General features: G+C 66.9%; 9 protein-coding genes and 2 tRNA genes. 7 read left to right on the top strand and 4 right to left on the bottom strand.

Annotated elements, in window-relative coordinates; all coding sequences use genetic code 11:
- Positions 1 to 48: 48 nt before the first annotated feature.
- Together M673_RS06795 and M673_RS06790 are read right to left on the bottom strand one after the other, a co-directional pair.
- Positions 49 to 2,106, bottom strand: coding sequence for a HAMP domain-containing methyl-accepting chemotaxis protein (locus M673_RS06795; protein WP_061974726.1), 2,058 nt, complete (start codon positions 2,104 to 2,106; stop codon positions 49 to 51).
- Between the two features lie 414 nt (positions 2,107 to 2,520).
- A tRNA-Thr gene (locus M673_RS06790) sits at positions 2,521 to 2,595 on the bottom strand.
- Between the two features lie 161 nt (positions 2,596 to 2,756).
- Between M673_RS06790 and M673_RS06785 the strand changes: the two genes are divergently transcribed.
- Positions 2,757 to 2,832, top strand: a tRNA-Phe gene (locus M673_RS06785).
- 455 nt (positions 2,833 to 3,287) lie between these two features.
- On the opposite strand, the gene M673_RS06780 is transcribed toward M673_RS06785, so the two are convergent.
- A complete protein-coding gene (locus tag M673_RS06780; protein WP_061974724.1) occupies positions 3,288 to 4,985 on the bottom strand; it encodes a dihydroxyacetone kinase family protein in 1,698 nt (565 codons plus the stop codon).
- Between the two features lie 745 nt (positions 4,986 to 5,730).
- Positions 5,731 to 6,432 (bottom strand): GntR family transcriptional regulator, encoded by a 702-nt coding sequence (locus M673_RS06775; protein WP_061974722.1) that lies wholly within the window; start codon positions 6,430 to 6,432, stop codon positions 5,731 to 5,733.
- Positions 6,433 to 6,596: 164 nt separating this feature from the next.
- Between M673_RS06775 and M673_RS06770 the strand changes: the two genes are divergently transcribed.
- From M673_RS06770 to M673_RS06745, 6 genes are all read left to right on the top strand, one after another.
- Positions 6,597 to 7,634: a 4-hydroxythreonine-4-phosphate dehydrogenase PdxA gene (locus M673_RS06770; RefSeq protein ID WP_061974719.1), complete on the top strand. Its 1,038-nt coding sequence runs from the start codon at positions 6,597 to 6,599 to the stop codon at positions 7,632 to 7,634.
- 39 nt (positions 7,635 to 7,673) lie between these two features.
- Positions 7,674 to 8,627 (top strand): sugar phosphate isomerase/epimerase family protein, encoded by a 954-nt coding sequence (locus M673_RS06765; protein WP_061974717.1) that lies wholly within the window; start codon positions 7,674 to 7,676, stop codon positions 8,625 to 8,627.
- Positions 8,624 to 10,360 carry a dihydroxyacetone kinase family protein gene (locus M673_RS06760; protein ID WP_061974715.1) on the top strand — a complete coding sequence of 579 codons (1,737 nt, stop codon included), beginning with the start codon at positions 8,624 to 8,626 and terminating at the stop codon, positions 10,358 to 10,360. Before M673_RS06765 ends, M673_RS06760 begins: the two co-directional genes overlap by 4 nt.
- Before the next feature lie 108 nt (positions 10,361 to 10,468).
- Positions 10,469 to 11,464, top strand: a complete 996-nt coding sequence (locus M673_RS06755) for a tripartite tricarboxylate transporter substrate binding protein (protein ID WP_061974713.1) — start codon at positions 10,469 to 10,471, stop codon at positions 11,462 to 11,464.
- Between the two features lie 63 nt (positions 11,465 to 11,527).
- Entirely contained in the window at positions 11,528 to 12,070 is a 543-nt protein-coding gene (locus M673_RS06750) for a tripartite tricarboxylate transporter TctB family protein (protein WP_061974711.1), read from the top strand.
- A 103-nt stretch (positions 12,071 to 12,173) separates the two neighbouring features.
- Positions 12,174 to 13,694, top strand: coding sequence for a tripartite tricarboxylate transporter permease (locus M673_RS06745; RefSeq protein ID WP_061974709.1), 1,521 nt, complete (start codon positions 12,174 to 12,176; stop codon positions 13,692 to 13,694).
- Positions 13,695 to 13,788 lie beyond the last annotated feature (94 nt).

The following is a 13,788-nucleotide window of genomic DNA, read 5'->3' as shown; positions in this document are numbered from 1 at the left end:
GATGGTGTCTTCGAGACACCTCCGCCGCCCTCCGGCCTGCGGCAATAATCAGGCGCTCAACTTCTCGAACCCGTCCAGATTCAGATCGAAGCCGTCGGACGCAGGACCGGCCGACGACGTCCGGCCTGTCGGCCGGGCGCTGTTGGCCACCTCCAACCGCCGAACCTTCGCCTGCAGATCTTGGCCGGTCGTCTCGCTCGCTGCCGCAGTGGCCGCAGGCTTGAGAGCCTGCGCCAGCGTGAAGAAGCTGGCCCGCTCCTCCAGACGTCGCGCTTCGGCCGACAATTGGTTGGCCGTCGCCGACATTTCATTGGCCGATCCGGCGTTGCTCTGCGTCACCTGATCGAGCTGCTGGATGGCTTGGTTGATCTGCTCGATACCGACCGACTGTTCGCGGCAGGCGGCCGAAATTTCGGACACGAGCTCGGCAGTCTTCCGGATGTCCGGCACCAGCGCATCGAGCATCCGCCCAGCCTCCTCGGAGGTGACCAGCGTCTGCGCCGACAACTGCCCGATCTCCTGCGCGGCCGACTGCGAGCGTTCGGCGAGCTTTCGAACCTCAGAGGCGACCACCGCGAAGCCCTTGCCGTGGCTACCGGCGCGGGCCGCCTCGATGGCGGCGTTCAGCGCCAGCAGGTCGGTCTGGCGCGCAATCTCCTGCACGACGGCGATCTTCTCCGCGATGGTGCGCATGGCGTCGACGGCGCTCGCGACGGCCACTCCGCTTCTCTCGGCATGATGCGAAGCCTGGGCGGCAATCTTCTCGGTCTGCGTGGCGTTGTCGGAGTTTTGTCGCACGTTCGCCGTCATCTGCTCCACTGCGGCGGACGCCTGCTCGGAGGCGGCGGCCTGCTCCGTCGAGCCGGACGAAAGCGCCTCGGCCGTCGCGGCCGATTGCGTGGACCCGCTCGCCACCTGCGCAGCCGACCCCGTGACATCGGTGGCAATGGCGGAAAGCTGGGCGCTCATCGCATTCATCGAGACGAGAAGTTCGGCGACCTCGTCGCTCCCACGCACCTCGACCTGCTGCGAAACATCGCCCGTGCCGATATCGTTGGAGAGACGAACGGCTTTTCGAAGCCCACGGCCGATCGAGGCCGCAAGCCAGATCGCGGCCCCCGCCCCGATCGCAAGAGCCGCACCCAGAAACGCGATGAGGATGTTCCGCGTCGCGAGGTAGTTGTCCTGCGCTTCATCGAGATAGGCGGTCGCAACGGCGGCGCTTCGCTCCGTCAGCTTGTCGGCGCGGTCGTCAAGCGCTTCGGCGAGCGGCGTCAGCGTCTCGTTGTTGAGTTGGAGTGCGCGGCCGAAATGGTTGTTCAGACCGAACTCGACGATCGACTCCTCCGCAGTCCGAAGGTCCGTCCAGGAGGCCTTGGTCTTGGCGACGAGCTCCTGATGCCCGGCACCCGCCGGCACTGCCAGCAGCGCTGTGAAAAGCTGGTCAACATTCGCGTAGACGGCCGTCAGATCCTTCTTGATGCGCTGAAGCTGGGCCGGGTCGGTCCGCACCACGGCCGCGATCGCCGAGGTTCGGCTGCGAAGCACCTCAACCTGGATGTCCGAAAGAAGACTGAGCGCCGCCAGGGCTGCTTTGTCGTCGGACTGAAGAACGGCCTTCTTGAGTTCGGCCGAGCTTGCCAGAAATGCGTCGGACAAAGGCTTGGTCTCGTTCATCGCCCTGTTGCCGGCCGTCGGCTCCGCGAATTCGGCGACCGAGGCGGTCTCGTTGGCGGCCGCCCGGACCTTGTCGGTCAGTGCTCGAAGATCGGTATTCGACGCTTGGTCGGCGGGAGACATCGCGCCCAGAAGCTTCGTCAAATCTTCGTCCAGCATCTGCCAGTCATTGGCGAGATCCTGCTTGGCCATGGCTTTCGCGTCGGTGTCGGGCGCCAATATCAATCTCAGCGTCGCGCGTTGAATATCGGTGACAACAGCCTGTATGCCCCCGGCGCGCTCCGTCTGGACATAGGGGCCACTGGCAAATCCAGTCATCATCGCGTTGGTGAGCGAGAGGCTATTGATGCCGACATAGCCGGTTCCAGCCATCATCAAAAGGACAGCCGAGAACGATACGCCCAGCTTGGTCTTAATCGTCCAGCGCATGCACTGCCCTCCCGAACATCAGCTATCGCGGGAGGATTGATTTAATTCGCTCAACGAACGATTACCGAAAGCACGTTCCGAGCCAGCTGAATTTTTAGCCGCGAAAATGTGTTTATTGGCCGCGACCTAAATTCCGCGAAGAACAGCGAACGCGCGCCGACGCTGATGCGACGGTGAAGCAGTCGATGCCAGCCTGGAATCGAGAGGGAAGAGAGGTCTTAGCGGCAGAGACCGCGGAGACAGGCGAAGCAGACAATCGTCTCAGCCATCAGCCTTCGCAAGTGCAGCAAAAAACCGCCACCGGGACGAATCCGACCCGGAGACCATACGACATCCTACGAGCACGAAGCGTAAACCACCAAGCAAACGCCAGCACCAAACCCATAGATAATCGTTTGAAGGGATTGAGATATCTGGTGCTGCGAGAGAGGATTGAACTCTCGACCTCTCCATTACCAATGGAGTGCTCTACCACTGAGCTACCGCAGCGCTTCGATGGCGGCTGTTTGCCATATGGTTCCCGGGTTGGCAAGCCGGATCGTCGGATCTTTTTCATCTCGCCGACATGCAAAAAGGCTAGACAGGATTTTTCGCGCCACCTATAAGGCCCTCACCAACGCAGCGATGCTTCGAACGAAGCGAAACTGCTTGCCCAAGTAGCTCAGTTGGTAGAGCATGCGACTGAAAATCGCAGTGTCGGTGGTTCGATTCCGCCCTTGGGCACCATTTATCTTCCTGAAAACAGGCTTATTGAACTTCGCTGCAAGCTTAAGTTTTTGCTGCCTCGCTACCTTTGCGAGTCCGGCATTGGTCAGTGTCATTCTGCGCCTTTGAAGCAGCGGATGCTAAGCGGGCGTTAGAATCGAAGCCGGCGAGCAACACTTTCCAGGGACGAGCGAGCTGGCACTACCTTGTCTTCCCCTCGTTTGAGAAACCGACCGACTCTCGAATTATAAACTGCGTGGCGCACGCGAGGGTTCGGTCTGTCGCGTTGCTGACTGTCACGCCTGATCCCAGCTCGCAGTAAGACGCAAGACGGAGAACTCGCTTCGGGCTCTGCTCGGCGGGACGCAGGATATTATCGATCGCGAGTCGGAAATGATCGAGCCGGATTGGCGAGGTAGGGGCGAGCGCCATAGGACTCGCCCCTACCTCACCCTCCGACTGCGAATGCGCCCCCCCTACAGCGCGCCGGCGATGGCCTTCAGCCAGATCGAGATCGCGACCGCGCCGCCGTCCGGTATGCCGAGGGCACGGGCGCCGAGATAGCTGGCGCGGCCGAGGCGCGGGGCCATGGTCTGTGTCGCCTCGGCGCCGGAAGCCGCCGCCTTCGCTGCCTCGGCCCATGCGATGGCAGGCGTCTCGCCGCGCTCGGTGGCGGCTTTCAGGGCGCGGGCGGCCGGCAGGAGAGCGTCCAGCATGGTGCGGTCGCCCTCGCCAGCGCCGCCGAGCTCGCCGATGGCACGCGCGGCGGCCGCGAAGGCTGGGGCCGCTTCGCGCGGGTTGGCGGGATGGGTCTGTAGATGGCGCGCGGCGCGCATCAATGCCGTGGCATAGAAGGGGCCGGAGCTTCCGGCGATCGCCCGGCGCAGCGCTTCGGCCATGGCTGTCAGGGCGCGGTCCGGGCTGGTCCAGACGCTGTCCGGCAAGGCCCGAAGGGCTTCCGCGCCGCGCGACAGGCTGGCGCCGAGATCGCCATCGCCCGCGCGGGCGTCGAGATCGGTGAGTTCGCCTTCGGCCTGTTCGATGGCGGCAGCTGCCGCCAGGATGGCCCGGCGCATCGCCTCCATTCCCGGTTGCGGCGCGGCGCGGCCCGAGGCTTCCGTGGGCACCGCCGTGGACGGGGCGGAGGGAAGGTGGATGGTCGGGTTGAGGTGGCCGCCGCCCGGCCAGGCAGGCGCGCGCGTCGGCGCGTCGAGCAACGCCAGACGCGCGTCATCGACCCGCAGGAGCGAAAGCGAGCAGCCGCGCATGTCGAGCGCCGACAGAAGCGTGCCGCACCAGGCGCGCTCGACTTGGAGGCCTCGCGCCGCCAACTGGCGCAGCGCTTCGCCCGCAACGATGTCGAGTTCCATCGGCGGAGTGCCGCCCAGGCCATTGACCAGCAGCACGCAGCGCTCGCCCTTGGTCAGGCCGAGATCGTCGATGATGGCGGCGAGGAGCGTTTCCACCAGCGCGCGCACTGGCTGCAGGGGTGCACGGCGCACACCCGGCTCGCCGTGAATGCCAAGACCAAGCTCGATCTCGTCCTCGCCCAGCGTGAAGCCGGCCTTGCCGGCGGCGGGAACGGTGCAGGATTCCAGTGCCAGCCCCATGGAGCCGAGATCGGCGGCGGCTTCATTGGCGAGGGCTGCAACCGTTTCGAGATCGTCGCCGCGCTCGGCCGCGGCGCCCGCGATCTTGTGGATCAGGACGGTGCCAGCGATGCCGCGCCGGCGCTCTTTGGGCACGGTGCCGCGCAAGGCGACGTCGTCGGCCACAACGACCGTCTCGACCCGACCGCCCCGGCCGCGCAAGATCTCCGCCGCGAGGCCGAAGTTCAGCCTGTCGCCCGTGTAGTTCTTGACGATGAGCAGCGCGCCAGCCGCGCCCGTCGCGGCCTCCAGCCCGGCGAGCACGGCGTCGGTGGAGGGTGAGGTGAAGATGTCGCCGGCGATCGCGCCGGTCAGCATGCCCTCGCCGACATAGCCGGCATGGGCGGGCTCGTGTCCACTGCCGCCGCCAGACAGGACGGCGACACCGCGCGCATTCGGCTCGGCCAAGGGATGGCGCAACACCACCGTCTCGCCGGCCAGCAGGGCCTGACCCGGCGCGAGAGACACCGACCCTTCCAGCATTTCCGGCACGATCGCCTTCGGATCGTTGATCAGCTTCTTCACGCGCGTTCCCCTCTGCCCCAATCGCTGCTGAAGAAGGTGACGGATTGTAGGTTGGAGGCAAGGCGTTCGGAGAGAACGGGCCAGCGATTTCGGCGGCGTGAGTGACGGGATAGCGCTGGCGGCGGAGGAAAAAGGCTGGGCTGCGCTTTCCGAGAAAACTTCAAAAGAGCCGGGAGGCCAAGGACGCCGGGTCGATTGGCGATTTTGCGGAGGTCGGGAACCGCCGATCGCGATGCGGCGGGATAGAGATCGCCAGCGACATGGAACTACCGACGAACCGCTACGCGGAAGAAACAGAGGATTTGTCGGAGATGGAAAGCGCCTAGCGAAGGTCGGCGGCAGACATTCGCCTCGAGAACCGATTGCGCGACCAAAGCACTTCGAATTTCTATCGGGGACATGGGCGAGGATCGTTCAGTGCGAGCGCTGCTCAGGCACATAGACGAGAACGACCCGCCCTTCGGGCGAAGATTGGTAACGACGGGCGGTGGAGAAGCGCCGACGGACCGACTCGACCGAGTCGTCAAACACTCTTCAAGAATGCCTAACGAAACCTCTGGCCGGCGGATGGGCGAGGGTTTTCGGCGGGTGCAAGGAGCGAAGCTTAAGTGATGCTGGCGGCAGGACCAAGCATTCGCCACGAAGTCCATGGCGGAATGACCCGACCAGCCGACCCAACGAGGTTTTGTTAGGCGCTGCAAGCGGGCCCCCGGCGCACCCATGCGAAACCGGCCGCAGCGCCTGTTCAAAGCATTTCCTGCACCCGCTCCCAGGCCTTGGTCAGATGGCGTGTGAGAACTTCGGCCAAGCGGTCGGCGTCTCGCGCCTCCAGGGCCTCGATCATCTCGCCATGTTCGGCCACCGCCGCCGCCCAGCGCTCAGGCCCCTCGTGGCCGATGAAGCGCACACGCTTCAAACGCATCTGCAGGCCGGAATGCACCTGCGCCAGCGACTGGTTGTCGGCGAGATCCACGATCATGGAATGGATCTGCTGGTTGAGCTTGTAATAGGCCAGCCGGTCTCCCGCCTCGTAGCGCGCGATCATCTCGTCATGGACGCGCCGCACCGCCGCGATGGCGCCGTCGCTCGCCGCCGCGCAGGCAAGCCGCCCGGCCAGGTCCTCCAGCGTGCGGATGACGAGCATCATGTCCTGCACGTCCTTGCGGCCGAAGCGGCGCACCACCGCACCCCGGCTGGGCACGAGTTCGACCAGACCTTCGCTGGCGAGATATTTGATGGCCTCGCGAAGCGGCGTGCGCGAGATGCCGAGCTGCTCGCCGAGCTGACCTTCGTGCAGGCGCGTGCCCGGTTCCAGCGCGCCTTCGATGATCATATCGCGCAGGCGGTTGACGATCGTGTCGTGCAGCGAGGTGCGCGCGATGCGCCCGGCTCCCGCAGGCTCCGCAGCTTGGTCCGCCGGACGGGCCGTCCCGATCGTCTCGCTCATCGAATGCTCCTGCCCTGTGCGCCCGATGGGACATCGGCGCGCGTGACATTCATCACGCGGGCGGGAAGGCGTCAATTTAAAATGCTGTATGCAGAATACAAAAGGCTTGATGACGGAATGCAAGATCGTTATGCCTGCTGACGAGTTTCCTGGGAGGAGCTATCATGGCGAACGCAACCAACCCTTCGAGCCGGCCCGTGATCGCGCTTGCGATGGGTGATCCCGCCGGCATCAGCCCGGAACTGACCGCCATGCTCCTGACGCTGCCGGAGGCGAAGGACGACGCGCGCATCGTCACCTTCGGCGACCGGCGCATCCTGGAGCGCGGCGCCATCGAGGCCGGGGTGACGCTGGATCTCGACGTCGTGGCTAGCGAGGCGGAGATCGCGCCCGGCGCGCGGCACGTGCTGGTGGATCTCGGCCATCTCTCGGTCGAGGAGGTCGAGCGCGGTCAGGCGACGCTGCCAGGGGGCCTTTTCGCCACGCGCAATTTTCGCTCGGCCCTGGAAATGGCCCACCGCGGCGAGGCGGATGCGGTGTGCTTCACCCCCTTCAACAAGCAGGCGATGCGGCTGGCCTATCCCGGCTATGACGACGAAATCCGCTTCGTGGTGGATGTCACCGGCTTTCGCGGCAAGGTCCGCGAGTTCAACGTTCTGGAAAAGGTCTGGAACGCCCGCGTCACCTCGCACATCCCCTTGAAGGACGTGTCGGCGCATCTCTCGGTGGACGCGATCCTAGCCGAGGTGAAGCTGACGCATGACTGCCTGAAGCAGTCCGGTATCGAGCGCCCGCGCATCGCGATCAACGGCCTGAACCCGCATGCCGGCGACGGCGGCGCCTTCGGCACCGAGGAGATCGAGATCATCGAGCCGGCCGTGCAGGCGGCCAAGGACCTGGGCTACGAAGTGGACGGCCCGTTCCCGGCCGACACGGTGTTCCTTCGCGCCCTCAAGGAGGGCTGGCACGCGGTCCTCACCATGTATCACGACCAGGGCCAGATCGCGATGAAGCTCATGGGCTTCGACAAGGGCGTCACCATGATGGGCGGCCTGCCCTTCCCGCTCTGCACCCCAGCCCACGGCACGGCCTACGACATCGCCGGCAAGGGCGTCGCCGATATCGGCGCGACGCGCGAGGCCTTCCGGCTCGCCGTGCGCATGGCCAACCAGCAGCGTGCGCGGGCGGTGGCGGCCGAATAGGCCGGGCCGCCCATCCGGTCACGCGCGGCGAGGAAGCGCATGTCCCATACAGACGAACCGAAACTCGATCGCACCAACTGGCCCATCGCCGCGGCGATGATCCAATATCCAGCCCTGCTGCTGGACGGGCGCTCCACGCAGGACCAGTCCGCCGAGGACTGGTTCGAGACGCTGGCCGACGTCGCGGACGCCGGCTTCAGCGAGTTCGACCCGACCGACAGCTGGCTGCGCGTCGCCGATCTGGAGCCCTCGCGGCTGGACGAGTTCATGAGCGTGGTCGGCGCCCATGGGCTGACCATTCCCGGCATTTCCACCGCGCGGCGCAACCTGATCGACCCCAAGCACGGGGAGGCGCATGTCGCCTATGGCCACCGCGTTCTCGACACGGCGGCCCGGATCGGCGCGGCGGCCGTGTCCTTCGGCTTCTTTTCGCCCCTGACAGACGCGCAGCGCAAGGCGCTGTGGTTCTGGACCGTCGACGGCGTGAAGAACCCCGATGATCCCGAGACCTTCCGCCTCGCCGTGGAGCGGGTGCGCGATCTCGGCCGGCACGCGGGCGACCTCGGCCTCGAAGTCGCGCTGGAAATGTACGAGGACACGCTGCTGGGCACGGCCGACGGCGCGGTTCGCCTCGTCACCGAAATCGACCTGCCCAACGTGAAGATCAATGCCGATCTCGGCAATCTCGTCCGCCTCCATCGCGAGGTCGAGCCTTGGCAGGCGATGATGGAAAAGCTCGCGCCCTTTTGCGGCTATTGGCACATCAAGAACTACACACGAATGGAGGACGCCTCGAGCGGCCTCGTCATGACCGCGCCCGCCCCGCTGGAATTCGGGACGATCAACTACCGCGCGGCCATCCGCATGGCGCTGGCCCACGGCTTCCGGTCGCCCTTCCTGGTCGAGCATTACGGCGGCGACGGCCTCAGCGTCAGCGCCGCCAATCGCGACTATCTCAGGAAAATCCTGCCAAGACCCGGAGTTCAAGCATGACGTCGATCTTCGACGCGCCGGAGCGCTTCGCCGCCAGCGCCCTTGCCGGCTTCTGCGACGTTTACAGTCATCTCGTCCACGCCACGCGCGGCGGCGCGCTGCGGGCCACCGTGACGCCTGAGGGCAAGGTCGCCCTGGTGATCGGCGGCGGCTCGGGCCACTATCCCGCCTTTCTCGGCTATGTCGGCGCGGGCTTGGCCGACGCGGCCGTGGCGGGCGACGTCTTCGCCTCGCCCTCGACGGAAAGCGTCGCGCGGCTCTGCCGGCAGGCCCATCGCGGCGGTGGCATCCTGCTCGGCTTCGGCAACTATGCCGGCGACGTCCTGAACTTCGGCGCGGCGGCGGAGCGGCTGCGCGGCGAAGGGATCGACGTGCGCGTGCTCGCCGTCACCGACGATGTCGCGAGCGCGGGCGCCGACGAGAAACCCAAGCGCCGGGGCGTCGCGGGCGACGTGCCGGTGTTCAAGATTGCGGGCGCGGCGGCCGAGGCCGGCCTGTCGCTGGACGAGGTGGAGCGCCTGGCGCGGCTCGCCAACGCGCGCACCGTTTCGCTCGGCATCGCCTATTCCGGCTGCACGCTGCCGGGCGCGGACGGCCCGCTCTTTTCCGTCGATCCGTCGCAGGTCGCGATCGGCCTCGGCATCCATGGCGAGCCGAGCATTCGCGACGAGCCGCGCATGGTCGCCGCCGAGCTGGCCGGGCTGCTGGTCGAGCCGCTGCTGGCCGAGCGCCCGGAGGGCGCCAACGGCCGCGTCGCCGCGATCCTGAACGGGCTCGGCTCCACCAAATACGAAGAGCTCTTCGTTCTCTGGACCCATGTCGCCGAGCGCCTGCGCGCGAGCGGCCTCGAGCTCGTCGCGCCGGAGGTCGGCGAGTTCGTCACCAGCCTCGACATGGCCGGCTGCTCGCTGACGCTGACCTGGCTCGACGCCGAGCTGGAGCCGCTCTGGCTGGCGCCTGCTGAGACCGCCGCCTTCCGGCGCGGCCATGGGACGCCGCGCGAGCGGGCCGAGAAGCCCATCGAGAGCCAGGCAGAAACCTTGCGCTTCACCGCAGCCTCCGAGGCTTCGCACCGAAGCGCGGCCCGCGTCCAGTCGGCGCTGGAAGCCATCGCGAAGGTCCTGGCCAAGGCCGAGGAGGAACTCGGTCGCATCGACGCCATTGCCGGCGACGGCGACCATGGCCAGGGCATGCGGCGCGGCTCCGCCTCAGCGGCGGAGGGCGGGCGCAAGGCGCTTGACGCCGGCGCCGGCGCGGGCTCGCTTCTCGCCCATGCCGGGGACCGCTGGGCCGACACGGCGGGCGGCACGTCGGGCGCCATCTGGGGCCTGTTCCTGCGCGCCTTCGGCACCGCGCTGGGCGACGGCGAAGCGCCGGACGCGCCCCGCGTGGCGGCGGGCGCGAAAGCCGGGCTCGAAGCCGTCACCACGCTCGGCCGCGCCCGGCCGGGCGACAAGACGCTGGTCGACGCGCTGGTGCCCTTTGCCGAGACGCTGGAGCGCGAAGTCGCCGCCGGCCGCGATCTACGCTCGGCCTGGGCCGCCGCCGCCGAGGCCGCGACGGTGGCGGCACAGGAGACCCGGGATCTGACGCCGCGTCTTGGCCGCGCCCGGCCGCTGGCGGCCAAAAGCCTCGGCCATCCCGACGCCGGCGCCGTCTCGCTCGCGCTTGTCGCGCGAACGGTCTCGGAGGTTCTCGCCGCCGCCGAGACGGCGGAGCCCCTGCCCGCCTGACGCATCCCTAGAACACGCCGCCCCCGGGCTGAGGAGAGCCCAGGGGCGGCGAGGACCCATCAGGGGGCGCAGGACGCGCCCCGACCAGACCAACCGGGAGGAACCGACATGAAGACACTAGCCCTGACCAGCCTCGTCGCCATTGCCGCCGCCTTCGCCAGTGCGCCGGCCTCGGCCCAATGGGCGCCGACGAAGCCGATCGAATTCGTCGCGGCCGGCGGCGCGGGCGGCGGCACGGACCAGTTCGCCCGCCAGCTTCAGGCCGCGATCGCCAAGAACGATCTGGCGCCGGAGAACGTCGTGGTCGCCAACAAGGGCGGCGGCTCGGGCGCGGAGGCCTTCATCTACGGCACCGGCTCGGCCGGCGACGCGCACAAGCTGATCTTCGGCACCTCCAACGAGTGGCAGCTGCCGCTTGTCACCAAGATCGGCTACAAGCCCGACAGTCTGACGCCGGTGGCGACGCTCGCGGTGGACGAGTTCATCGTCTGGGTGCAAGCCGACAGCCCCTACAACACGATCATGGACCTCGTGAACGCCGGCAAGGAAAAGCCCGGCGCGATCAAGTTCGGTGGCTCGCAGTCCAAGGACGTGGACCAGACGCTGCTGCGCCAGATCGAGGCGGCGACCGGCGCGAAGTTCCTCTACATTCCCTTCAAGTCGGGTTCGGAAGCGGCCGTGCAACTTGCCGGCAACCATATCGACGCCAACACCAACAACCCGGCCGAAAATGTCGGCCAGTGGCGCGCGGGACAGGCCAAGGCGCTTTGCGTCGTCGCGCCCCAGCGCATGGCCTACAAGGACAAGGTGACCGAGACCCAGTCCTGGAACGACATCCCCACCTGCAAGGAGCAGGGGTTGCCGATCGAGAGCTACCAGATGCCGCGCACCGTCTTCGCCCCGGCGGACGTGCCGGCCGAGGCCGTCGCCTACTACACCGACATGCTGCGCAAGGCCTCCGAGACGCCGGAGTTCCAGGCCTATCTGAAGACGACCTCGCAGACCCCGCGCTTCCTCGCGGGCGAGGAGTTCAAGAGCTACATCGCCGACAATGCCGAGACCTCGCGCAAGCAGTTCGAGGCCGACGGCTGGCTGGTGAAGTAACCCCAGGCTCCCCGAGGCGGCCCGCCGGGCCGCCTTTTTCCACGCTTCCACCCGGAGGACATCATGGTGACTCGGCGTCATGTCGAAGTGGTCACGGGTCTGGCGCTTGCCCTGGTCGGGGCGGTTACGGCCTATGGCGCACGGGAGAACGGCATCGGCTGGACCGATTTCGGCCCGGCAGCCGGCTATTTTCCCTTCCGCATCGGCATTCTCGTGCTGCTTCTCGGATTGGCAATCGCGCTGCGCTACGGGCTGACCGGGCGTCGGCGCGTGCGCCCGGCGGCGGAAGCGGAGGTCGCCGGCCCGGCGGCGATGCATCCGGCAAACGGGCTGGACGAGCGGTTTCTTGAAGACGGCGCGCTCGGGCGCATCGCCTCGGTCTTCGTGCCGACGGCGGTCTCGGCCGCGCTTATTCCCTGGCTCGGCGTCTACTTCGCCTGCGGCCTGTTTCTCGTCTTCTCCATCGTCACGCTCAACAAGTCGAGCCTCCTCAAGGCGCTCGCCATCGCGGTCTGCACGATGGGGGCCTTCTTCGTCCTGTTCGAGTTCTGGTTTCAGGTCCCGCTCGCCAAGGGCGTGCTGATGCCGCTTCTCGGCATCCACTGAGCCTTTCCGATGACATCCGAAATGCTCAAGGCTTCTGATTTCACCGCATTATCCGACGGCAAGGCGTGTCCGCCTTGCCTGGAAATGCTCTAGGAGACACACGATGGCCGACTTCGCCAATCTCCTGCACGGCTTCTCCGTCGCCCTGTCCTTCTACCATGTCGCGCTTATCGTCATGGGCGTGCTGCTCGGCATTCTGGTCGGCGTTCTGCCGGGCCTCGGCGCGCCGAACGGGGTGACGCTGCTCCTGCCGCTGACCTTCACCATGGACCCGGTGTCGGCGATCATCCTTCTCTCCTCCATGTATTGGGGCGCGCTGTTCGGCGGATCGACCACCTCGATCCTGTTCAACATTCCGGGCGAGCCCTCCTCCGTCGCCACGACCTTCGACGGCTATCCCATGGCCAAGCAGGGCCGCGCGACGGAAGCGCTCGCCACCGCCTTCTTCTCGGCCGGCATCGGCGCGCTGGTGGGCGTGCTCGTCATCACGGTTCTCGCCGGCTGGATCGCCTCCTTCGCGCTGCGGTTCTCCTCACCGGAATTCTTCGCGATCTATCTCCTGGCCTTCTGCTCCTTCATCGGGCTCGGCGGCGCCGATCCCATGAAGACCGCCGTGTCGCTCCTGGCGGGACTCGCCTTCGCGACGGTGGGCATGGACACGGTGTCGGGCGAGCTGCGCCTCACCTTCGGCTTCACCGATCTTCTGCGCGGCATTTCCTTCCTGGTCGCCGTGATCGGCCTGTTCGGCATCGGCGAGCTTCTTCTCACCGTTCAGGAGGAGCTGAAGTTCAAGGGCGTCTCCTCGCGCATCGAAATCCGCGAGATCTTCCGGGCGCTCGCGCGCCTGCCCCACTACTGGGTGACTTTCCTGCGCTCGGCGGCGGTCGGCGTGTGGATGGGCATCACGCCGGGCGGGCCGACGGCCGCCTCCTTCATGAGCTACGGGCTCGGCCGCCGCTTCGGCAAATACGGCTCCAATTTCGGCAAGGGCGAGCCGGAAGGCGTCATCGCGCCGGAAGTCGCCGACCATTCGGCCGGCACCTCGGCGCTCCTGCCCATGCTGGCGCTCGGCGTGCCGGGCTCGGCCACCGCCGCCGTCATGATGGGTGGCCTGATGATCTGGGGCCTCCAGCCCGGCCCCCTCCTCTTCACCGAGCAGCCGGACTTCGTCTGGGGTCTCATCGCCTCCATGTATCTCTCCAACATCATCGCCGTGGTGCTGGTGCTCGCCACCGTGCCGCTCTTCGCCTCGATCCTGCGCATTCCCTTCGGCATCATCGGCCCGATCATCATCGTGGTCTGCCTGATCGGCGCCTACACCGTGGCCAATGCCGAGTTCGACGTGATGATGGCGGTCGCCTTCGGCGTCATGGGCTATGTCTTCAAGCGGCTGGACTATCCCATCGCGCCGCTGGTGCTCGCCATGGTGCTGGGCGACAAGGCCGAGGACGCCTTCCGCCAGTCCATGCTCTATTCCGGCGGCTCGATCTCGATCTTCTGGTCGAACCCGCTGGTGGCGACGCTGATGGGCCTCGCCATGCTGCTGCTCTTCTGGCCGCTCCTGTCCAGGCTCGTCGGCCTTGTCGGTGGGGGACGGACCGAGGCCAGCGCGCCGGGCGGCTGATCCTCCTCGAATGCGCCACTCGAAACGGCCGCGACGGCATCTCCGTCGCGGCCGTTTCGCGTCCGGCTGGAACCGCAGGTGGCATCGCGCTATC

It is taken from the genome of Aureimonas sp. AU20 (genome assembly GCF_001442755.1).
Lineage (GTDB): Bacteria > Pseudomonadota > Alphaproteobacteria > Rhizobiales > Rhizobiaceae > Aureimonas.
This window is presented reverse-complemented; position numbering and strand designations above follow the sequence as displayed.